The organism is Bacillus sp. NMTD17 (genome assembly GCF_002998735.1).
In the GTDB taxonomy this organism is placed as follows: Bacteria; Bacillota; Bacilli; order Bacillales; family Bacillaceae; genus Bacillus.
In genome coordinates, this window is record NZ_PVRH01000002.1 from 89,816 (window position 1) to 112,401 (window position 22,586).

Below are 22,586 nucleotides of genomic sequence, written 5' to 3' on the forward strand. Positions count from 1 at the left end.
ATTTGAGTTTTTCAGAAAAAGCCTTTTTTTACAAAAAAAGCGCCATTATCCAGTCCCCTTGTCTTATTCTTGCATATACTAGCATTGAGTCACATTTAGGAGGGATGACAATGTGCAAATGCAAGTGCAAACATTCCCACTCAAACTGTTATAAAAAGCATGACGATCATTGCCATGAGGATCCATGTAAAGAAAAAAAGTTTCATCATAAAAAAGATAAATGGTTTGAGAGCGATTTCTGGGATACTTCTAGAAGCTACGATCCCTATTACTGTCCTAAAAGTGTCTGCAGCAGCTGTAAGAAGCGTCGTAGAAGAAGACATGGCTTCTCATATTAGCAATTGACGCTTTCACCTGCTTTTCGTTTTCCCGGCTGAAAAGCCGGTTTTTTTCATATGGATAGGCTCATGAAACGGATCATGCTCATAGGATATGGCAACCTGACATAAAGGATGAGATATCAAATGAACAATATGAATAGCCCAATGAATCATCATCACCAAGAAAACCCCTATCATACATTTGAGAATGTGTATACAGCCAATCATGAGCATGTGGTCGCGCCAAACATGCAGGATCCTATGAATATGCCAAAGCATGATCATACCGGTAAAAAAGATATGTACAGCGGACACTATCCGCATCATCATTCAACCTATTCGCCGTTTCCAAATCAGCATGATGCCTTTTCACATGTTCCAATGAAAGATCACCATCATCTTGGCCACTATGGTGGATACGGAATGATGCCATATCATCCATACGGATATCAAGATATGCATATGATGATGCCAAATCAGCAAATGACAGGCCATGGTTATGGAATGAACCAACCAAATGCGTTTTTCCCCCGTTATTACTAAACAAAGTGAAAAAATAAGGGTACAATATACCATTTAATACCATATAGGAATATGGTAACCTTATAGGTAAATAATGGGTGTAATCATCTATTATTTGCCTATATTCAACAAGGGGGAAGGAAAAAATGAAAAAAACATGGACAATGATCATGATCGGAATGCTTACACTGGTCATGGCACTATCGGTACCGATTGCCGCATCCGCAGAAGGAGTCAAAACGGAGGAAGGCAAAGCATCAACGAATGCAAGACCAGCTGAACTTTATGCAAAAATTACAGGTACAAGTAAGCAGGAATGGTCTTTTTCTGACATTGAGCTGACATACCGCCCAAATTCTATTTTAAGTATCGGTGCCATTGAGTTCACATTGCCTGCAGGCTTTCAAGCGACAACAAAAGACATCTTCAATGGAAAAGCATTAAAAGACAGCTACATTTTGAACAGTGGAAAAACTGTCCGCATTCCAGCTAGAATCGATTTATTAGGAATCTCACAATATAAATTACAACTTTCTCATAAAGTACTTCCTGCTGCAGGTACATATACGTTCCGCGCAGAAAACCGTGCGCTTAGCATTGGTTCTAAATTTTATGCAGAGGACACCCTTGATATTCAAACACGACCAGTTGTGGTCACACCGCCAAATCCTTGTGGATGCTAAATAAAAAAGCGCTCTAATAAGAGCGCTTCAGCGTGTAGACAAACCCTCGCATTCTTTGTCAGGTCTGTGCTCCGTTACTCACGAATGTTCAATTCGCTCCGTTCCGGTGCTCGCCCTTCCTAGACTGCAAAGGTTTTCTATCACGCTGAAAAGAAGACAAAGGGCCAAAATCAAGATGATTTTAGCCCTTTGTCTTTTTTTCATTTGATCACATGACCCGTTTAAACATTTTTTCCATTTCATATGTCGAGTGATGAATGATGATCGGCCGGCCGTGCGGACAAGTGAAGGGGTCCTTTGTCTGCCGGAGTTCATCTAATAAGGCTTTGATTTCATCATGACGCAAATGGCGATTTGCTTTGATAGAACCTTTACAGCTCATCATGATCGCCGCCTCTTCTCTCAATTTTTTGATATCAACACGCTTCTCATTTAGCACTTGCTCTATAATCTCTTCGATCAGTTCAGCCTCTTCCCCTTTTGGAAACCACTGCGGATGCGACCGAACAATGTAGCTTCCTGAACCGAAAGGCTCTAAGAAGACGCCCACTTTCGTTAGTATCTCTTTATGCTCTTCAATAATCAGCATATCGTTTTTCGAGTAGTGGAATGTTAATGGGACGAGCATTTCTTGCACTTCCTGCTTGATCTCTCCTACCTTCTCACGATAATACTCATACTTGATTCGCTCCTGGGCCGCATGCTGATCGATAATATAAAGCCCTCGTTCATTTTGAGCCAAAATATATGTGCCGTGCATTTGCCCGATGGGATACATGACTGGAACACGTTCGTTTTCTGAAATGGCTTCTGCTGCATCTTCTCTCAGTACTGACTCTTCATATTCAAGAGAAGCAGCGGATTCCTCTAAATGAACACGCTCAGATGGAGCATCTTCATTAAATACGGGTGATGACGCCTCAGTCATTTCCTGCGCAGGCGTCCCGTATGTGCCCATCTGATTTGTCTCGTATACAACCGATTCGAGAGGCTCCGGCTGATAGGATAGCGGCGTTTCCGACACGCTTGTGTTTATTTTTTTCGCATCAAAAGTTAAGGATTGCTGCTCATTTTTCACTGCTGGCATTGGTGCTTTCTTTGGCACTGAAGCACTTGGAATAAGCTGCTGCTTTTGAAATACTTCCTTAATTCCTTGTTTGATTAGCTCATGAAGTTCCTGCTCTTTACTTAGTCTCACTTCAAGCTTCGAAGGGTGAACGTTCACATCCACTAAAATGGGGTCCATCTTCATCTCAATAAATGTAATCGGATGGCGGCCAATCGGCAGCAGGGTATGATACCCTTCATGGACCGCTTTCACGAGCGGAAAATGCTTAACATATCTGCCGTTTACAACAGAAGACATATAATTCCGTGATGCCCTTGTCACTTCTGGCAAGGAGATATATCCTTTCACTTCAAAATCAAGTGATTGCACGTGAAGCGGCACCATTTTTTTCGCAACAGCTGTCCCGTAAATGGCCGCAAGCACATGCCGCACATCCCCGTTTCCATTCGTCTGAAGCAGGACTTTCCCTTGATGTCGCAAGCGAATCGATACTTCTGGGTGAGCCAGCGCAATTCGATTGACGACATCTGATATATTGCCAAGCTCCGTATGAACGGTTTTCATGTATTTTAAGCGGGCAGGCGTATTGTAAAATAAGTTGGTAACGACAATCTCGGTACCGCGGCGGCCTGAGGTTTTTTTCTCTGAAATGATCTTTCCGCCTTGCAGTACCAGGTGCGTTCCAGCTCCTTCACCAGTACTTGTTTTCATTTCTAGATGAGAGACAGATGCGATACTTGGCAGCGCCTCTCCCCTGAACCCGAGCGTTCTGACACGGAACAGATCATTTTCATCTTTGATTTTACTCGTTGCATGGCGCTGAAAGGCGAGCTTACAATCTTCAGCATCGATTCCAACACCATTATCAATCATTCTAATAGAGGAAAGACCTGCTTCTTCTACATCGATTTCAATCACTGTACTGCTTGCATCGATTGCATTTTCCATAAGCTCCTTTACGACAGAAGCCGGACGCTCGACTACTTCACCTGCAGCAATTTTATTGGATAGGTCATCTGATAACTGAATAATCTTTGCCATTTTGCTCACCTCACCTTATATTATAATTTCTTTTGCAATTCATATAGCTTTGTCATCGCTTCGAGCGGGGTCATATCCATTAGGTTGAATGACTTTAATTCCTCGATCACCGCTTGATCTTTCTGTTTTAGAACTGGTTTAGTTTGCGGTTTTTCTTCTACTTCAAAGAAAGAAAGCTGCTGTTTTCCCTCGGTCTTTTCTGTTTTTGGGGCTGCAGATACGTGCGGGGTCACTTCATGTGATCCGCTCTCAAGCTCCGTCAAAATGGTCTGGGCCCTATCGATGATGGCATCAGGCAATTCAGCAAGCTGCGCTACATGAATACCATAGCTTTTATCAGCTGCCCCCTCTTTGATTTGATGTAAGAAAACGACCGTGCCTTCATGCTCTTCAGCACGTACATGGACATTTTTCAGCTCGCTTAATTGAGACTCAAGGACTGTAAGCTCATGGTAATGTGTAGAAAATAGCGTTTTGGCACCAATATGATCGTGAACAAATTCAATGATTGCCTGCGCAAGAGCCATTCCATCATAAGTGCTTGTCCCGCGTCCAATTTCATCAAATAAGATCAAGCTGTTTTTCGTTGCATGCACCATCGCATTTTTTGCTTCAAGCATCTCTACCATAAAAGTACTCTGACCAGAAATCAAATCATCTGCCGCACCAATGCGTGTAAAGATTTGATCAAAGATCGGAAGGGTCGCCTTTGATGCCGGCACAAAGCAGCCAATTTGCGCAAGAATTGAGATAAGCGCCATTTGTCTCATATACGTACTTTTCCCTGACATATTCGGCCCAGTAATGAGTAAGGTTTGCCGGCCATTTCCCATATGGCAGTCATTTGGCACATACTCCTGATGATCCATCACTTTTTCAACGACTGGGTGACGGCCATCTATGACATCCACCTCATCCTCTGAGAATTCCGGACGGATATAACGGCGCTTTTCACTGACAGTCGCAAAACATTGGAGGGCATCCAGCTCACTCATTTGTTTTGCGAGCAGCTGTAATCTCGGAATATAGACTTTCACTTGTTCCCTGAGAGCTGCGAATAGTTCATATTCCAGTTCGCTTATATTTGATTCTGCCTCAAGAATCAGCGCTTCTTTTTCTTTCAATTCAGGTGTAATATACCTCTCTGCATTGGCAAGCGTTTGTTTTCTTTCATAACGCCCTTCCTCCAGAAGATGCGTATTCGCGCGTGTCACTTCGATATAATAACCGAACACTTTATTAAACCCGACTTTTAAGGAGCGAATGCCTGTGTATTCTCTTTCTTGCTGTTCAAGCCGTGCAATCCAGTCCTTCCCATTTCGGCTGGCATCACGGTATTCATCTAATTTTGCATTGTAGCCGTCTTTAATCAAATTGCCTTCTTTTAACGTCATCGGCGGGTTCTCATATAGCGCATCTTCTAATAAATCAAGTAAGTCACCACAAGGATCAATATCATTCGCTCTTGATTTCGCCATTTCCTCTGGCAGTGAGTGCACAAGCTCTTTAATGGCTGGCACTTGCTTTAAGGATTCTTTTAACTGAATGAGATCACGGGCATTTACGTTGCCAAATGCGACGCGGCCCGCTAGACGTTCGAGATCATATACTTGCTTTAATCGTTCACGCAGATCCTCTCGTTCAAAGAAATGATCCATGAGAATTTGCACCATTTCCTGACGTTCCTTAATTTGCGAAAGACGAATTAACGGCCGGTCGATCCACTGTTTGAGCAGCCTTCCGCCCATCGCTGTTTTTGTTTCATCTAGCAGCCATAATAAAGAGCCCTTCTTGCTTTTTGAGCGGATCGTCTCTGTTAATTCAAGATTTCGTTTTGAGTAAAGATCAATTTTCATTGTTTGTTCGAGCTCAAACACTTGCACTTGCTGAAGGTGATCGAGACTTCTTTTTTGCGTTCTTCTTAAATAAGCATATAATGTCAAAAAGGTCGATCTTAGCTGCTCGCTCAGGCGGGACACGAGTCGCTCAGCTTCATCGATTAACTCATCACTATCTTCGTATGAAATGGTCGCTTGGCACCGTTCCTTTAATGTTTTGACTGTTTCCTCATCCAGCTGCTTTGACACCACAATTTCTTTTGCACCGACAGAATAAATTTCAGACACGACTTCATCTAATCGATCTATGAAAGCCGCCATATTTTCACCTGTAGATAAATCGGAAAGTGCAAGTCCGTATCCATTTTCAAATCTTGTAACAGATGCAATGAAGTTGTTTTCGTTTTCACTTAAGCCTTTACCATCCATCACCGTACCTGGTGTAATGAGTTGAACGACTTCTCTTTTGACCACACCTTTTGCCGTTTTAGGATCTTCCACCTGCTCACAAATCGCGACCTTGTAGCCTTTTGAAATCAATTGTTCTATGTATGCAGAAGCAGAATGATAAGGCACACCGCACATTGGTATTGTCCCGCCATCTCTGCTTGTTAACGTAATTTCCAATTCTTGTGCCGCTTCTTTTGCGTCATCAAAAAACATTTCATAAAAATCGCCTAAGCGAAAAAATAAAAAGGCATCTTGATACTCTGCCTTGATTTTTAAATATTGCTGTATCATGGGCGTATAACTTGCCATATTTCTAATCCCTCACTATATTACATTCGAATTCATACCATCTTTCATTATAGCATAAAAAATCCCCTTTTTTCTCCTAGATAGGACACAAAAAAACTAGGGGGATATGCGCCCTAGTCATCAATTACTCTTCTGGATCACCCGCTAGGAATTCTGGATGAATATCCTCTAACTCCTCATCCACCTCTTCTTCCCACTCGTGATCATCTTTTTCTTTCCAGCTTGAATTGACCTCTACAACAATTTTTGTTTCTCCTACCACTTCAGCAATGAATTCACGTTCTGCCTGAACGATAATTTTATTGCCGTTTGGTGAAATGGTCACTTCTAAACAATTCGGCTGCTGCAGCACTTTTGCAATCACTTCATGCTCATCATCAAGGAAATTTTTATCTTTATATCTCAGTTTGATGATGTCTACATATTTCACCCGTTCTGTGACGACTTCTGTTTTTGTGTTATCAGCGTAAGAATACCATACGTTAATATCAAAGGTTCCTTCAATCTCAACAGTTTTACCGACCTTTTCAGCATCATACTTATGATTAATGATCCAACCACCTAGGATGCTGGTTGGTTTTTGCGATGGAGAAATGGTGTGTGTGCTTTGGGTGAATTTCCTCCCTTTTGCAACCACCGCTTTTGTAATAATCTCTCTGTATTCAGACATTCCGGCATGCCTCCTTGTTCTTGATCGTTTTATCTTATGCTGGGCATTCGTCTAGTGTGTCACGATTTTGAACTTCATGTTCAATTAAATTCATTTCTGTTTCAGTGTATGCATGGTCGCCCATAAACTTGCCTTGAAAATTGGAAAAGTTGGAGAGTGAGAGATTTTGGGGTGACGAAGCAAGAGGTAGAACAGGAAGGGTGAATTTCTTCTGTTCTTTCAAAAAATGATGATAGCAAAGCAAAAAACCCCGCATCTGCGGGGTTTTCTCATTTAATGGAGCAACTTGGTGATGAGTTTTTCACTTTTGAACCGGTTTCTCCTAATAAGAGGTCACCGCCGGTTGAAAGAATGATTTCATCTGTTACTTGATTAGAAATCGTATGCGCTACGAGCTGAAGCAGGGAATTGACTTCCACTTGTGATTCTTTGAATTCTTGAATCACCGGGATTTCATCCAGTTCTTCTTGCAGGGCATCGATTTTTTCTTCCACTTGCTTTAAGGCTTCATGTTTGCCGTAATGCTTTAAATTCACAGCTTGTTTTTGAAGCGCCTTAATTTGATTAATAATCGTTGAAATTTTTGTATTTTCATTGATTTGCGCTTCTGCTTTCTTGAAGAAATCAACTTCTTCTGTTTCAGAAATCATTTTAGCGAGCTCTCTTGCACGCTCGACAATCTCTTTTTTTGAATAAAGCGTCATTTTAATTCACCTCGATAGCTTCTCCAACCATTTCTCCGTCAAGAGACCAAGTTTTGGCTTGTGTGATTTTCACTTTGACGATGTTGCCAATCGCTTCTTTTGGTGCTTTAAAATTCACAAGCTTGCTTTTACTTGTATATCCGGCTAGGATTTCAGGGTTGTTTTTACTTTCACCCTCTACTAATACTTCGACAGTCTGCCCTTCATATTCCTTCATTTTTTTCGCGGAAATTTCATTCACGAGGGCATTCAGGCGCTGCAGACGTTCTTTTTTCACATGCATTGGCACGTTGTCTTGCATTTTCGCTGCTGGTGTTCCTTCTCTTGGAGAGTAAATGAACGTATAAGCGGCATCAAACTCAACCTCGCGATAGAGGGAAAGTGTTTCCTCAAACTGCTCATCTGTCTCATTTGGGAACCCAACAATAATGTCCGTTGTTAATGAAGCATTTGGCATGGCTTCTTTGATTTTGCGCACAAGATCAAGATAACGCTCACGGTCATATTTTCTCGCCATGAGTTTCAATACAGAAGAACTTCCTGATTGAACTGGCAAATGAATATGATCGAGAAGGTTCCCACCCTTAGCAAGCACTTCAATTAAGTGATCGTCAAAGTCACGCGGGTGGCTTGTTGTAAAACGGATACGCGGAATATCGATTTTACGCAGCTCATCCATCAGGTGTCCAAGACCATATTCCATGTCTTCAAAATCTTTTCCATACGCATTCACGTTTTGACCAAGAAGGGTAATTTCCTTATATCCTTCTGCCGCTAAACGTCTGACCTCTTGAATAATTTCATCCGGGCGGCGGCTTCTTTCCTTACCGCGCGTGTAAGGGACGATACAGTATGTACAGAATTTATCACAACCGTACATAATATTCACCCAGCCCTTAATTTTTCCTTGGCGGGCTCTCGGAAGGTTTTCAATGACATCGCCTTCTTTTGACCAAACCTCGATGACCATTTCTTTTGAAAGATAGCATTCAGATAACAACTCTGGCAGGCGGTGAATGTTGTGTGTACCGAAAATCAAATCAACAAATGGATGTTTCTTCAAAATACGGTTGACGACAGATTCCTCTTGCGACATACATCCGCAGACACCTAAAATTAAATCTGGCTTTTCACGTTTTAATGCTTTTAAATGACCAAGCTCTCCGAACACTTTGTTTTCCGCATTTTCACGAATCGCACAAGTGTTTAATAAGATGACATTTGCATCTTCCGTTGAGTTTGTTGGCTCATAACCAAGCGCCATAAAGATACCAGCCATCACTTCTGTGTCATGCTCATTCATTTGACAGCCATATGTGCGAATATAAAACTTGCGGCCGTTCCCTAAACCTTGAAACCGCTCGTCAATTTGAAATTGATTGTATTCGACTTCTTCTTTACCCCGTTTTTTTGCTTCTTTTAAGGAAGGCGGAATGTACACAGCTTCAAAATACTGGCTGTAGTCCTTCTCGGATTTTTTGTCCGATGAACTTACTTGTCCGCTCGCTTTTCTCTGCTCTTCATTCATGAATTTGTACTCCTTTCAAACCAAGCTCCACCCTACAGTATAGACTATTTTGTGATGAATTGAAAATAAATTCATATGTGCCATCACTTTTCAATCCACACGAATTCTGCATGAATATTGAGTAGGTTTCAGATGTAGATCGTCTTTGCCTAAAGGGTTTTGTATTTCTTTGACAATTTTCATCTGCTGTGTACCGACACTCTCAACTAAAGTAATCACATATGCTTCTTTTTCCTCTTCTGCTACCATTCTTTCTTGTTCAGATAAGAAAAATGGAAAGTCTTGATGAGTAAGTTTAGATCCTTTTACTTCTATTAGTTTCTCTTTTCCATCGGGGTAATAAGATTTGATGTCAAATCCATGACCATCTTCCGTTTCAGCCACCCAATTGACAGCTTCCGCTAATTGTTCCTGACCCGCTGCTTTTAATTGCTCTACTTCCATATGATAAACAAATTTCTCAGCTATTCTACCTGTCTCTTCGTTTTGCTTTGCTCTTTCTTCTCTTAATTGTTTATAAACATCTCTATGAATGATTCTTTTTCTTTTAAATTTGTTCTGATGTTCCACTTTTGGAGTAAGGTCCTGATCCAAATATACTTCGTAAACAAAATCATAAAAAAACTCGTTTAAAGAATTGATATCTTCTATTAATTGGTGATGGTCAAAATGATCAATATTATACTTTTTAAAGACCAATGAGCTTGCTACATATTTTTTAGGTCTTAATGATTTACCCAAATGAAAATCACCTATATGAAAGCCCTCTAATCTTTTATGGTGCTTTAATTCTGGCTGTAGCCTTTCCCTCCAAACGGCTGCCTCTTCTTTAATTTCAGACAAAGATAAATTTTCAGTTCCAGTTTCAATTGTTAAATAAAAATCTTCCCCGTTCTCAGCAAATAAAATAACAATAAATATTCCTTTTTGTGTCGTTGTTTTTTGGGAATTAGGATTTGTGGTTAATCTCCTGTCTAAAAGTGCAATCCAAAAACATTCTGCAACTTTTCCATTTCCTGTAGATGCTTTAATATCGATCCTATCCAAATTCCTCATATGACGTTTTTCTAATTCACATTGAATTTTGTTTGGTATTTCTTTATTAAACATTTTGTGAAAAGGGTGATTCTTATCTGTTCTTGCATTGTTCTTATAATCTAAAAATTGCTTATAAAACTCATCTTTATTAAATAACATTTCTCTCATCACTTACCTCAATAGATCTTTTTACATACATTATACATAACAAACGGTAGATTTGATGAAATATGGAAAGAATAGTGCAAAAAAAAGAGAGCCTGCGCTCTCTCAATCAAGTATATTCAGTTTTTTTGCTTCTTCTTTGATCACCGTCAGTGCACGGTCTAGTTCTTCTTTTGTGTGCTCTGCTGTGATGATGGCTCTAATTCTCGCTTTTCCTTTTGCCACAGTTGGGAAGGCGATGCCTTGAGCAAACACGCCTCGCTCTATTAAAGCCTTTGAAAAGCGGAAAGTAAGGGCTTCGTCTCCAATCATAATTGGAATAATCGGTGTTTCTGTGGGTGCAACCTGAAATCCAAGACTGACGACTTTTTCTTTAAAATAGGCGGCGTTCTCCCAGAGCGTGCCAATTCGCTCCGGTTCATCTAACAGCACTTCAATCGCTTCTTCACACGCTCTAGTCACTGCTGGCGGATGTGAGGTGCTGAATAAAAACGGTCTTGCTTTATGCTTTAAATAATCAATTAAAACGGCTGATCCCGCTACATAGCCGCCGAGCACTCCGACAGCCTTGCTAAGTGTCCCAACCTGAATATGCACTCTGCCGTCGAGTTTGAAATGGTTGACTGTCCCGCGGCCATTTTCACCAAGCACGCCCGAGGCATGCGCATCGTCTACCATCACAAATGCATCATATGCTTCTGCGAGCCTGACAATCTCAGGAAGTGGCGCAATATCTCCATCCATCGAGAACACACCATCTGTGACGATGAGACGCATGCGGTAATTCATAGATTTCTTTAAAATTTTCTCAAGCTGTTCCATATTGGAATGACCGTATACCTTTTTATCTGCTTTTGTTAATCGGATGCCGTCAATGATTGAGGCATGATTCAGTTCATCTGAAATCACAATATCATCTTTTGTCAGGATACTTGATAAGACCCCTTGGTTGGTCGTAAAGCCTGATTGGAACACAAGGGCTGCCTCTGTCTTTTTAAATGCAGCGAGCTTTTTTTCAAGACGTTCGTGCATCGTCATTGTGCCGGCGATGGTTCGTACAGACCCTGTGCCAGCACCAAATTCATCAATTCCCTCTTTTGCCGCTTTCATCAGCCTTGGATGTGAGGTGAGGCCTAAGTAGTTATTTGAGGAGAGCTGTATGACAGATTGTTCATTTAATGTCACAGTGGATGATTGTTTTGAGTCGATCTCTTTCAATGTTTGGTGGGTGCCTTGCTGCTTCATTGTTTCCAATTCATCTTGTAAATACGTGAATTCTTTCATCATTTCTTCCCCCTTTGATTTGATGGCAGCATCAGTACGACCTTTCCGCACGTACCATTTCTCATGAGTTCAAATCCCTTTTCGAACTGTTCAAATGGCAGCGTATGGGTGACAACTGGCTGGACATCGATGGTATTCGTTCTTAATAACTCAGATACTTGACGCCACGTCTCAAACATTTTTCTCCCCGTGATTCCTTGGACGGTTAATCCCCTAAAAACAATTTGATTCGTAATATCAATTGTCACTGGCCTTTCTGGCAAGCTTAGTATATTGACTTTCCCTCCATTTGCACAAGCTTCGAGAGCTTGATTAATGGCAACTGGATGTCCTGACATCTCGCATATCACATCTGCTCCTTCCATCCGTGTGAACTGCTTAATCACCTCAACAGGATCATCTTTTCCAATATCCACGATATGATCTGCCCCCATTTTTCGGGCAAGATCCAGCCTGTATTCGTTTTGATCGACGGCAAACACTTGAACAGCACCGGAAGCTTTCGCGACGGCGATCGCCATTAAACCGATTGGTCCGCAGCCAAAAATCGCCACTGACTTACCTGAAACGGGTGTGTGCAGCACTGTATGAACAGCATTTCCAAGCGGCTCTTGGATAGACGCAAGCTCTACTGGCATTTGAGCTGGATTGTGCCACACATTTTGTTCAGGTACTTTGACATATTCAGCAAAGCAGCCGTCAATGTCTACCCCTAAAATTTTCGTTTCACTGCATAAATGCTGCTGACCGGTTAAACACATATAGCACTGATTACATACAACATGTGTCTCTGCCGATACAAAATCCCCTACTTTTGCACGCGAGACTTGCTTTCCCGCCTTGACAACTTCCCCTGTAAATTCATGTCCAAAAATGTAGGGCGCTTTAACTCTTCCCTTTGCCCAGTCATCCCAGTTATAAATATGCACGTCTGTTCCGCATATCGAAGTGGCTTTCACCTGAATCAATACTTCATGATCATTGATTTCTGGAATCGGCATTTCCATCAGTACCGCTCCGTAAGCGCTTTCTTTTTTAACAATTGCTTTCATCGTTCCACACATGACGTACAACCCCTTTGTTAAAAAAACTTCTCCCAATGAGATTTTAACACGTCTTATTTTAGTCGTAAATACCACTGTCTACTGTAAAAAGACAAATGAACACTCCACATATTTTTTTGGATATTTTTCTAAAAAAAAGCAAATCCCCGTAGAGAAGGAGATTTGCTTTTTGCGTCACCGTCTTTTTGAAACGGCAATATATAAGGCTGGCACAATGAAGAGTGTGAGAATCGTTGAGAAAAAGACACCCGAAACTATGCAGATTGCCAGCGGCTTAAAGAGCGGGTCATTACTTAATGCTACAGGCATAAGGGCAACCAGTGCTGTAAAGGCTGTTAGTAAAATTGGCCTAATCCTTGCTCTTCCAGCTTCAATGACAGCTGTCTGTTGATCGAATCCTTGCTTACGCCGCTGCTCAATAAATTCGAACAAGACAACCGCATTTCGGACCACGATACCAGCTAATGAGACAATTCCCATTGTTGCCATGAAGCTGAACGGTGTTTGTGTGACAAACAGTCCTATAACAGCTCCAGATATCGCTAAGTAAACCGTACCTAGAACTAACAATGGAAGCATCAATGAATTGAACTGAAAAGCGATGGTCACATAAATGAGCAGCAAGACAACCCCAAATAAGAGACTAATTTCAATAAAGAACTGGGTTTGATCTTCATTTTCTCCACCTTGAGAAATGGTTAGCTCCTTCGCTGCATCCGTTTTTCCTACTTGATTGACGACTTCTTTCATGTCATCTTTAAACGACTCTGACGTGCCAGGGTACGCCTTCAGCGTAATGGTCGGAATTCCATTTTCATGTGGAATGCTTTCGTACTGCTCTGTTTCTTTTTCTTTTACATATCGGCTAAGCGGCTCGAGTGAAGGCATACCACCTTCATTTGAATTGACAGGCACTTTTATTTCTTTTAGCTTTAATCCATTTTGGTGTGTAGCCATATCCTGTTTGACCACTAGGTCGATATCTTTTGTTCCTTGTTTAAAGCTGCCTAATGGCATGCCTTCTGTCACAAGACCGAGCTGTCTGCTGACAAACTGAGCGCTGAGTCCATCCTCTGCCATTCGGTCACGGTTTAATTCAAAGGAGATGGTTTTTACCGGCTGATTGACATCGTCAGTGATCAAGCTCGCTCCTTTTTCTTTCATTTCACTTGTGAGCGTTTCTTTGATATTAATGAGCTTTGCAAAAGAGTCACCCGCAATGGTTACAGTCACAGGCGCACCGGTTGGCGGCCCTTGAACAATGGTTTTCATAAAGATATCAGCATCTTTGAATTTCTTACGCAAAGGCTCTGTCATACGATCTATCAATTGTTTACTCGTCATCTGATCATTGTCTACTCTCACAACAACCTGACCAGTATGATCACTTGCATTTGAGATACTTTCATTAAACAGGTTCGGTACACCGCCGCCTGCAAAGATCGCCGTCTCTTCAATGCCTTTCTGCTGTTTCATCTCTTGTTCTATTTTCTCTAATGTTTCTTTTGTTTTGTCTAATGTTGTTTCACTTGGAAGTGTGACAGTGACAACCACTTCTTTCTTATTCGCTGCAGGGAAAAATTCAAATGGTGTGACGAAAATCAGTAAAAAGGCAAGCGTTGCAACGAGCAAACCACTTAGGCCAATAAGCAGCGGACGCTTCACAATATTCGTCAGCACACGGTCTGCATAAAAATCAGCTAATTTTTTTAACGGTTTGCCTAGGAACCCTGGCTCTTTTTGAATTTTCTTGTTCTTTCTTTTTCGGTTCACGGTATATTGATAGACTGGCACTAGTGTCAGAGAAATCACCATAGACGCAAGTACAGTCGTGACTAGGACAGACGGTAATGCTCGTATAAATGAACCGTTTGCACCTGATAAGAAAACAAGTGGCAAGAAAGCAAACACAACCGCAAGTGTTGAAGTCAAAATAGACCCTGCAACTTCTTTCACACCTGCAATCGTTCCTTTAAGCGGACTTTCGTATTTTTTCATCTGCCTTAAAATATTATCGTTGACGACAATGGCATCATCGACAAGTATTCCTAGGGCAATGATAAAGCCGATAATCGAAATCTGATTGAGGTCCACTTGTAAAAATGGCAGCGGAATCGTTCCGATTGTGATCGATAATGGGATGGCAAGTGAAACGATGAACGCACCGCCAATGGTAAGACCAAGTGTGGTGACGATAATGACAGCGATGACCGCAACAATGGCTTCTTTTATTAAATCATTAAAAATGGCATCCACATCACTTTTTTGTGAATAGTAGTCTACCCACTCCACACCATTTGGAAGCTGCTTCTCTTTCTTAATAACATCACTGACTTTGTCATACATTTTAGGAATATCAAGCCCTGGTTTGATATTGACTGTAAATGAATAGGCGGGCTTTCCGTTATACGACACAATGTCACTTTTCTCTTTTTCTACTTCTTTTAAGCTGCCAAGCTGACTGATTGTGACCGGCTCACGGTTCGTTTTGGAGAAAAGCTCAATCTTTGTCACTTGATCCAAACGGTCATAGGCATCAATGGACAGCTTAACCTTCTCGCCGCCTGCCCGAATGTCGCCTAGTGGAGATGTGTCAAATTCCTGATTGATGGCATTTGTAACATCCGTTACATTTAACCCTTCATCCTCCAGTTTACTCGAGTCTAAGTTTAATACCGCTTGTTTGTCATTGAATCCTTTGATGACGACACTGTCTACCCCTTTGATGTCCTCAACCTTTTCCTTCAACGCACGCAGCGATTCCTGACTTTTTGCCAAGTCCGTTAATTGACTCGCCACAACCATATAAGAACCAACCGGCACGTTGCCGAACTCATCCTTTACATCCGGCTCCATCACTCCATTAGGAAAGGACGACGCAGCACTCGTGGTTTCATTCTTAATCTGACTTGCCACCTTTTGAAAGTCGGCTTGATCATCAATTTCAAGCACAATATTTGAAAAACCAATGGCAGAAACAGAGCTCGTTTTCTCTACACCATTGATATCAGATATGGCTGATTCGAGCTTATTGGTTACATTACTTTCCACCTGTTTTGCATCCGCACCAGGAAACACGGTGGAAATCGTGACGATATTCGCTTGGAATTCTGGCAGTTCTCGTTTAGGGAGCTGCGCGAATAAATAGCCGCCAGCAATGAGAACAATAAAAAATAAAATAAAAACAAGCTTTCCTCTTTTCAAAAAAGCTTCAATCATTATTTCACCTACTTAAATATTTATTTTTGATGAAGTATTTTTAACTTCATCTTAATTTATCATTCTGGTGAAAAAATGCAAGCTCTAATATGTCATTTTTATCTATTTCATGAACTGAATATGTTATATAAGAAATGTATAGTGGTAAACAAAAACAACCTGCTCACATGATGTAAGCAGGTTGAAAATAATAAAATTAGAATTATCGCGGCTCAACAATCAATTTGATTGCTGTTCTTTCTTCTCCATCGATAAGAATGTCAGTAAAGGCTGGAATGCATATCAAATCCACTCCGCTTGGTGCAACAAATCCCCTTGCTATGGCTACAGCCTTGACCGCCTGATTCAGCGCTCCAGCGCCGATTGCTTGTATTTCCGCTGCACCGCGTTCACGTAAAACGCCTGCTAATGCTCCTGCTACTGAATTCGGATTTGACTTTGCTGAAACTTTTAAAATTTCCATTTCTGCTCCCCCTTAAATTTACAATGGATAAGTGAGTGTTCATTAGAACAATCTTTGTTAGATGATGCTATTTTTTGAAAATCCATCCCCAAAATGTTTTTCAAAAATAGCAGGCTACCTACCATTTTTACTATATTCACGATAGAGGGCGCATATTCCTTCTTTCTGATTAATATTTTTCTGAAATAAATATGTGAACATTTATTCAAAGAAAATATGGTCATCATTTATCAAAATTCGATCAATTTTGACAGCTTTTTTCGACTGTTCGTCAATTTCTACGATTACTGCACTTAATGTTGTGCGTCCTTCTGCAATCTCAAAACGGACTGGAAGACTCGTTTTGAATCGTTTAATAATCGTCTCCCGATCAACACCTAAAATGCCATCATAAGGTCCTGTCATTCCCACATCTGAAATATACGCAGTTCCTTTTGGCAAAACGCGGTTATCTGCTGTTTGAACATGTGTATGCGTTCCAACGACACATGATGCACGGCCGTCTGTATACCAGCCCATCGCTTGCTTTTCACTTGTGGCTTCACCATGAAAATCAATAAAAATGAACGGTGTACGTTTGGATGCTTCCGCAATTAACTCGTCTACTTTTTGAAACGGGCAGTCAATTGGCGGTAAAAAAGTGCGTCCTTGTAAATTGATGACGGCCAGTTCTTTTCCTTGTTTTTTTATAAATGTAAGACCTTTACCAGGTGTGCCTTCTGGGAAGTTCGCCGGACGAACCATGTTGGCTGCGTCATCGATGAAATCAAAAATGTCTCTTTTATCCCATGTATGGTTGCCCATTGTAAGCACGTCAGCTCCTGCTTGCAGCAGCTCATGATAGATTTTTTCAGTTATCCCTTTCCCATGAGCAGCATTTTCTCCGTTGACAATGGTAAAGTGGGGCTGATATTTCTTCTTTAGCTTTGGTAAGTATTCTTTCAGTGTGTCTCGTCCAGGTGAACCGACGATATCTCCAACAAATAATATTTTCATGCGCTTTGAACCCTTTCTCTTATAAATTGACTTCTTATCAGTGTTGCATATTTACACAAAAAAATAAAGCGGCGCTAAGCGCACCGCTCTATTTTGCATACTCTACTGCGCGAGTTTCTCGAATGACCGTCACTTTAATGTGACCAGGGTAATCGAGCTCGTCCTCAATCCGCTTACGAATATCCCTTGCTAGACGGTGAGCTTCAAGATCATTAATTGAATCTGGCTTCACCATAATACGTACTTCACGTCCAGCCTGTATCGCAAACGATTTTTCAACACCTTCATAAGATTCAGAGATATCTTCTAATTTCTCAAGTCTCCGAATGTAATTTTCAAGCGTCTCACTTCTTGCACCAGGGCGTGCTGCAGATAATGCATCTGCTGCCGCAACAAGAACAGCGATAATGGATGTCGGTTCTTGGTCACCGTGGTGAGAGGCAATACTGTTGATGACAACAGGATGCTCTTTATATTTCGTCGCAAGCTCAACGCCAATTTCTACGTGGCTTCCTTCTACTTCATGATCAATGGCTTTTCCAATGTCATGCAGAAGACCTGCTCGTTTTGCAAGCTTTGCATCTTCTCCAAGCTCTGAAGCCATGAGACCTGCAAGATGTGCAACCTCAATTGAATGCTTCAGGACATTTTGTCCATAACTTGTACGGAATTTTAAGCGACCGAGAATTTTGATGAGATCCGGATGCAGACCGTGAACTCCGACTTCGAATGTCGTTTGCTCACCCATCTCACGGATATAATCATCGACTTCACGGCGTGATTTTTCCACCATTTCTTCAATTCGTGCAGGATGAATGCGGCCATCCTGGACTAGCTTGTCCAGAGCTATCCTCGCTGTTTCACGTCTAATCGGATCAAAGCCCGATAGGATAACAGCTTCAGGTGTATCATCTATGATCAAGTCAATACCTGTTAACGTTTCTAACGTACGGATATTTCGTCCTTCACGTCCGATAATACGACCTTTCATCTCATCATTTGGAAGATTGACTACAGATACCGTCGTTTCAGCTACATGATCAGCTGCACAACGCTGTAACGCAAGTGAAAGAATGTTTTTCGCCTTTTTATCAGCCTCTTCTTTCGCTCGGTTTTCAGATTCTTTCGTCATGACTGCAATGTCGTGGGAAAGCTCATTTTCAACTTGATCCAGAATGATTTGTTTCGCTTCATCTCGAGTTAAACTAGAAATGCGTTCTAACTCGGCTTTCTGCAAACGAATCATATCATCCACTTTGCTTTCCATCTCTTCAATATGTTGTTGTCGTTCATTCAGAGAATGATCTCTCTTCTCCAACAGGGACTCCCGTTTATCTAAAGATTCGTCTTTGCGATCAAGATTTTCCTCTTTTTGAAGTAAACGGTTTTCTTGTCTTTGAAGCTCATTACGTCTTTCACGAACTTCTTGCTCCGCCTCTACACGAAAGGAATGAATTTCATCTTTCGCTTCCAAGAGCGCTTCTTTCTTCAATGCTTCCGCATCACGCTTTGCATCCTCAACAATTTGTTCGGCCATGTTTCTTGCGCCGGATATTTTTGCTTCTGCAATGGTTTTACGAACAAAGTAGCCAACAACTAAACAGATTAGGCTCAGCAAAATGGAGATGATCGTAAACATCGTAGGCGACATATTTTCACCTCCTCTTGCTATGAACTTGGTTTTACAAATAAAGTGTCGGCATGTACATTGTTTTGTGTCTCAACATACAGGGCCTTCACAGGGAATGAGATCCTCACTGCCCTTGTCAAGTTTAAATTAGTTATCAATCATGTTAAGAAAAACAAGTGATACATTCCCATTGTAATTGTGTCGGAAATACTTGTCAAGCTAGTCAGACTGAGGCGTAAGTCGTTATTTCAAGCAAAGACAGAACTTTTGACCTGCTAGCTGTCATGTAAATGTAAAAAAAAGACGCTTTTCAGCGTCTTTAGCGTGTAGACAAACCCTCGCATTCGGTGTCAGGTCTGCGCTCCGGTGCTCACGAATGTTTAATTCGCTCCGCTCCGGTACTCGCCCTTCCTAGACTTCAAAGGTTTTCTATCACGCTGAAAAGAAGACAAAGGGCTAAAATAAAGATCATTTTAGCCCTTTGTCAACCATCTAAGACGCTTTTCAGCGTCTTTTAGTCTTTAAATTTCCAATTCCTCTTGTCCTTCTTCTTCTTCAGCTGCTTTCACTCCGTTTGTGTCCAAACCGTAGTGCTCTCTAATTTGTTCTTGAATCATGAGAAGAATATCTTTGTTTTCTTTAAGGAACTGTTTCGCATTTTCGCGGCCTTGCCCAAGACGTTCCTCTTGATAAGAATACCAAGCACCGCTCTTTTGTACGATATCTAGTTCGCTTCCAAGGTCGATGATTTCTCCCTCTTTTGAGATTCCTTCACCGTACATAATGTCTACTTCTGCAATACGGAATGGCGGTGCTACTTTGTTTTTCACCACTTTAATTCTCGTTTTATTCCCCATAATGTCATTGCCCTGCTTCAGCTGTTCAGCACGGCGCACTTCTAAACGAACAGACGAATAGAACTTCAGCGCACGTCCACCTGGCGTTGTTTCAGGGTTACCGAACATGACCCCAACTTTTTCACGAATTTGGTTAATAAAGATGGCAATTGTTTTCGATTTATTAATGGCACCTGATAGTTTACGAAGTGCTTGGGACATCAAACGTGCTTGTAAACCAACATGTGAATCACCCATGTCCCCTTCAATCTCTGCTTTTGGTACAAGAGCAGCTACTGAGTCAATAACAACAATATCAACTGCACCACTGCGGACAAGAGCTTCTGCAATTTCAAGTGCTTGTTCTCCTGTATCAGGCTGAGAAAGTAACAGCTCATCAATATTGACACCTAGTTTTTGAGCGTAAACTGGATCGAGCGCATGCTCTGCATCGATAAATGCAGCTTGTCCTCCCTGCTGCTGAACCTCAGCAATGGCATGAAGTGCTACTGTCGTTTTACCAGAACTCTCTGGACCATATACTTCAATAATACGGCCGCGAGGATATCCACCTATTCCAAGTGCAGTATCAAGTGCTAACGAACCACTCGGTACTGTTGAAATGCGTGTATCTGTTTGCTCTCCTAGTTTCATAATAGAGCCTTTACCAAACTGTTTTTCTATTTGTTTAAGAGCCATATCTAAGGCTGCTTGACGATCACTCATTCTATTGTTTCCTCCTTTATCAATTCCACTATCTATACTATACCTTGTTTTACGTCATTTGCCAAGAAAAAAACGAACACATATTCGATTTTTTCTTGGCAGATTTTTAAGAAAAGAGTGATTTCTATTAGAAAAAACACTCTTTTATAAAGGAGTAAACCTAACAAAAAACAAAATTAACTCTCTTTTAATAAATTGAGCAAGTGATGCAGACCGTATTTCACAGCGCGCTTTCGAATGCCCGACCGGCTTCCTGTAAACATCCATTCAAACACGTCTGTATGGTCTTTCGTAGATAGCCCAATGAACACTTTTCCGACAGGCTGTCCCTCGTGGGTATCAGGGCCTGCTACACCCGTAAAACTAATGCCAATATCACTTCCCGCGAGCTTTCTAGCACCTTCAGCAAGCTCTAGAGCACACTCTTTGCTGACAGCACCATGAGAAGACAACGTTTCCTCCCGGCAGCCAAGCACCTGCTGTTTGACTTGATTTGTATAACAAACGACACTGCCGCTTAAAATCGACGATGCACCTTCAAGATCTGTCAGCCATTCAGAAAACATTCCGCCAGTCAGGCTCTCAGCCGCTGCCACTGTTTTCCCGTGTTCGTGCAAGGCCTTGGAAGCTTCACGGACAAGTGATGTATCACCATACCCGTAGAAGTACTCACCTACCCGCGCTAAAATTTTCGCTTCTGTTTCTTTTAACAGACGCTCCGTTTCTTTTTCATCCTCATGCTTAGCCGTGAGCCTAAGTGTCACTTCACCGTCAGATGCGAGAGGTGCAATCGTTGGGTTGGTTTGAGCATCAATTAAATCTTCTAGGTCTGTTTCAAGCTGTGATTCACCGATTCCGAAGAAGCGGAGAACAACAGACACGATTTTTTCCTTTAAACCCAGTTTCTCAGAAATCAGCGGCTTCGCCTCGTTCTCAAACATCGGATGCAGTTCACTTGGCGGTCCAGGAAGCAACATATAAAATGTATCGTCTTCTTGAATAAACATACCTGGGGCCATCCCAAACCGGTTTACGAGCACATCAGATCCTTCTAGAACGAGTGCCTGCTTACGGTTATTCGGCGACATGTCTCGTCCAGTCTTTCGAAAGTAGTCTTGAATGGATTCAAATGCTTCTTCATTTAGCACGAGCTCTTTTCCGAGCGTACTCGCAATGGTTTCTTTTGTTAAATCATCTTTGGTTGGTCCAAGACCACCTGAGAAGATAATAAAATTCGATCTTTCCTGCGCCACTTGAATGGCCCTTTTTAAACGCTCTGGATTGTCACCAACTGCTGTGTGGTAATAAACATTCACACCAATTTCAGCTAGCTGTTTGCTGATAAATTGTGCATTCGTATTCGTAATTTGCCCTAGCAAAAGTTCGGACCCGACTGCAATAATTTCTGCTTTTCTCTCTGACTTCAAAGCGTACACGTCCTTTTTAGTTAGAATTCTTTAAAGCTTCCCAGTTTTTTGCAAAGTAATCCCAGCCTGACACAACAGTGAAGAACACTGCTACCCACATCGCAAGGTCACCAAACGGGAATGATACAAGTTCAAATGGCAGGTTATGCAATAGAAGTGCTGAAATCGCAATGATTTGCGCCCATGTTTTCACTTTTCCAAGCATATTAGCTGCTACCACTTCACCGCCTCCGGCTAATACAAGCCTTAGACCGGTTACAGCAAATTCACGGCTAATGATCACAATCGCCATCCATGCCGGTGTGAGGTTGTATTGAACAAGTATAATTAAAGCAGCTGAAACAAGCAATTTATCTGCAAGCGGATCTAAAAATTTACCAAAGTTTGTCACTAAGTTAAGTTTACGCGCATAGTACCCATCAATCCAGTCAGTTGTCGAAGCGACAATAAACAGGATTGCTCCAACAAGATGCGTCACTTCGATGCTGACGTGACCAAAACGCGCAACACCCCAATCTAAAGGTGCAAGCATAATGATCATAAAAACAGGGATCAAGGCGATCCTGGAAAGAGTTATTTTATTCGGTAAGTTAAACATGAAATT

The 22,586-nt window shown here is 41.6% G+C and carries 17 protein-coding genes; 2 read left to right on the plus strand and 15 right to left on the minus strand.

Annotated features, from left to right (window positions below; all coding sequences use genetic code 11):
* The first annotated feature begins 464 nt into the window (after positions 1-464).
* Together C6347_RS05615 and bslA are read left to right on the plus strand one after the other, a co-directional pair.
* Positions 465-863, plus strand: coding sequence for a hypothetical protein (locus C6347_RS05615; protein WP_034662180.1), 399 nt, complete (start codon positions 465-467; stop codon positions 861-863).
* 125 nt (positions 864-988) lie between these two features.
* The gene (bslA, locus tag C6347_RS05620) at positions 989-1,525 is read left to right on the plus strand and encodes a biofilm surface layer hydrophobin BslA (protein ID WP_060596340.1); all 537 of its coding nucleotides are present in this window, start codon (positions 989-991) and stop codon (positions 1,523-1,525) included.
* A 208-nt stretch (positions 1,526-1,733) separates the two neighbouring features.
* On the opposite strand, the gene mutL is transcribed toward bslA, so the two are convergent.
* The 15 genes from mutL to pgsA all read right to left on the minus strand — a co-directional run bounded on the left by mutL (position 1,734) and on the right by pgsA (position 22,580).
* Complete coding sequence (mutL, locus tag C6347_RS05630) at positions 1,734-3,635, minus strand: DNA mismatch repair endonuclease MutL (RefSeq protein WP_106071505.1); 1,902 nt, start codon at positions 3,633-3,635, stop codon at positions 1,734-1,736.
* A gap of 20 nt (positions 3,636-3,655) precedes the next feature.
* Complete coding sequence (gene mutS / locus C6347_RS05635) at positions 3,656-6,232, minus strand: DNA mismatch repair protein MutS (RefSeq protein WP_106036804.1); 2,577 nt, start codon at positions 6,230-6,232, stop codon at positions 3,656-3,658.
* Positions 6,233-6,356: 124 nt separating this feature from the next.
* Complete coding sequence (gene cotE / locus C6347_RS05640) at positions 6,357-6,902, minus strand: outer spore coat protein CotE (RefSeq protein ID WP_003212450.1); 546 nt, start codon at positions 6,900-6,902, stop codon at positions 6,357-6,359.
* Between the two features lie 269 nt (positions 6,903-7,171).
* Positions 7,172-7,606, minus strand: coding sequence for a regulatory iron-sulfur-containing complex subunit RicA (ricA, locus tag C6347_RS05645; RefSeq protein WP_003211238.1), 435 nt, complete (start codon positions 7,604-7,606; stop codon positions 7,172-7,174).
* A 1-nt stretch (position 7,607) separates the two neighbouring features.
* Entirely contained in the window at positions 7,608-9,134 is a 1,527-nt protein-coding gene (gene miaB, locus C6347_RS05650; protein WP_060596336.1) for a tRNA (N6-isopentenyl adenosine(37)-C2)-methylthiotransferase MiaB, read from the minus strand.
* A 90-nt stretch (positions 9,135-9,224) separates the two neighbouring features.
* Positions 9,225-10,340 carry an MrcB family domain-containing protein gene (locus C6347_RS05655; RefSeq protein ID WP_106071506.1) on the minus strand — a complete coding sequence of 372 codons (1,116 nt, stop codon included), beginning with the start codon at positions 10,338-10,340 and terminating at the stop codon, positions 9,225-9,227.
* Between the two features lie 102 nt (positions 10,341-10,442).
* Positions 10,443-11,624, minus strand: a complete 1,182-nt coding sequence (locus C6347_RS05660) for a glycine C-acetyltransferase (RefSeq protein ID WP_106071507.1) — start codon at positions 11,622-11,624, stop codon at positions 10,443-10,445.
* Entirely contained in the window at positions 11,621-12,685 is a 1,065-nt protein-coding gene (tdh, locus tag C6347_RS05665) for an L-threonine 3-dehydrogenase (RefSeq protein ID WP_066030885.1), read from the minus strand. The genes C6347_RS05660 and tdh overlap by 4 nt, the downstream gene beginning before the upstream one ends.
* Positions 12,686-12,859: 174 nt before the next feature.
* The gene (locus C6347_RS05670) at positions 12,860-15,904 is read right to left on the minus strand and encodes an efflux RND transporter permease subunit (RefSeq protein WP_106071508.1); all 3,045 of its coding nucleotides are present in this window, start codon (positions 15,902-15,904) and stop codon (positions 12,860-12,862) included.
* Positions 15,905-16,106: 202 nt separating this feature from the next.
* Positions 16,107-16,367, minus strand: coding sequence for a stage V sporulation protein SpoVS (spoVS, locus tag C6347_RS05675; protein ID WP_003211281.1), 261 nt, complete (start codon positions 16,365-16,367; stop codon positions 16,107-16,109).
* A gap of 201 nt (positions 16,368-16,568) precedes the next feature.
* Positions 16,569-17,363, minus strand: a complete 795-nt coding sequence (locus C6347_RS05680) for a TIGR00282 family metallophosphoesterase (RefSeq protein ID WP_034662209.1) — start codon at positions 17,361-17,363, stop codon at positions 16,569-16,571.
* 88 nt (positions 17,364-17,451) lie between these two features.
* Positions 17,452-19,014, minus strand: coding sequence for a ribonuclease Y (gene rny / locus C6347_RS05685; protein WP_003211958.1), 1,563 nt, complete (start codon positions 19,012-19,014; stop codon positions 17,452-17,454).
* 500 nt (positions 19,015-19,514) lie between these two features.
* Entirely contained in the window at positions 19,515-20,555 is a 1,041-nt protein-coding gene (gene recA / locus C6347_RS05690; RefSeq protein WP_034662211.1) for a recombinase RecA, read from the minus strand.
* Positions 20,556-20,731: 176 nt separating this feature from the next.
* Positions 20,732-21,982 carry a competence/damage-inducible protein A gene (locus C6347_RS05695; protein WP_060596326.1) on the minus strand — a complete coding sequence of 417 codons (1,251 nt, stop codon included), beginning with the start codon at positions 21,980-21,982 and terminating at the stop codon, positions 20,732-20,734.
* Between the two features lie 16 nt (positions 21,983-21,998).
* A complete protein-coding gene (pgsA, locus tag C6347_RS05700) occupies positions 21,999-22,580 on the minus strand; it encodes a CDP-diacylglycerol--glycerol-3-phosphate 3-phosphatidyltransferase (RefSeq protein ID WP_066030887.1) in 582 nt (193 codons plus the stop codon).
* Between the last annotated feature and the right edge of the window lie 6 nt (positions 22,581-22,586).

What these genes read in the sequence shown, in the direction of transcription:
- C6347_RS05615 (WP_034662180.1), top strand. Translation starts at nt 465, where the DNA reads ATGAACAATATGAATAGCCCAATGAATCATCATCACCAAGAAAACCCC.
- bslA (WP_060596340.1), top strand. Translation starts at nt 989, where the DNA reads ATGAAAAAAACATGGACAATGATCATGATCGGAATGCTTACACTGGTC.
- mutL (WP_106071505.1), bottom strand. Translation starts at nt 3,635, where the DNA reads ATGGCAAAGATTATTCAGTTATCAGATGACCTATCCAATAAAATTGCT.
- mutS (WP_106036804.1), bottom strand. Translation starts at nt 6,232, where the DNA reads ATGGCAAGTTATACGCCCATGATACAGCAATATTTAAAAATCAAGGCA.
- cotE (WP_003212450.1), bottom strand. Translation starts at nt 6,902, where the DNA reads ATGTCTGAATACAGAGAGATTATTACAAAAGCGGTGGTTGCAAAAGGG.
- ricA (WP_003211238.1), bottom strand. Translation starts at nt 7,606, where the DNA reads ATGACGCTTTATTCAAAAAAAGAGATTGTCGAGCGTGCAAGAGAGCTC.
- miaB (WP_060596336.1), bottom strand. Translation starts at nt 9,134, where the DNA reads ATGAATGAAGAGCAGAGAAAAGCGAGCGGACAAGTAAGTTCATCGGAC.
- C6347_RS05655 (WP_106071506.1), bottom strand. Translation starts at nt 10,340, where the DNA reads ATGAGAGAAATGTTATTTAATAAAGATGAGTTTTATAAGCAATTTTTA.
- C6347_RS05660 (WP_106071507.1), bottom strand. Translation starts at nt 11,624, where the DNA reads ATGATGAAAGAATTCACGTATTTACAAGATGAATTGGAAACAATGAAG.
- tdh (WP_066030885.1), bottom strand. Translation starts at nt 12,685, where the DNA reads ATGTGTGGAACGATGAAAGCAATTGTTAAAAAAGAAAGCGCTTACGGA.
- C6347_RS05670 (WP_106071508.1), bottom strand. Translation starts at nt 15,904, where the DNA reads ATGATTGAAGCTTTTTTGAAAAGAGGAAAGCTTGTTTTTATTTTATTT.
- spoVS (WP_003211281.1), bottom strand. Translation starts at nt 16,367, where the DNA reads ATGGAAATTTTAAAAGTTTCAGCAAAGTCAAATCCGAATTCAGTAGCA.
- C6347_RS05680 (WP_034662209.1), bottom strand. Translation starts at nt 17,363, where the DNA reads ATGAAAATATTATTTGTTGGAGATATCGTCGGTTCACCTGGACGAGAC.
- rny (WP_003211958.1), bottom strand. Translation starts at nt 19,014, where the DNA reads ATGTCGCCTACGATGTTTACGATCATCTCCATTTTGCTGAGCCTAATC.
- recA (WP_034662211.1), bottom strand. Translation starts at nt 20,555, where the DNA reads ATGAGTGATCGTCAAGCAGCCTTAGATATGGCTCTTAAACAAATAGAA.
- pgsA (WP_066030887.1), bottom strand. Translation starts at nt 22,580, where the DNA reads ATGTTTAACTTACCGAATAAAATAACTCTTTCCAGGATCGCCTTGATC.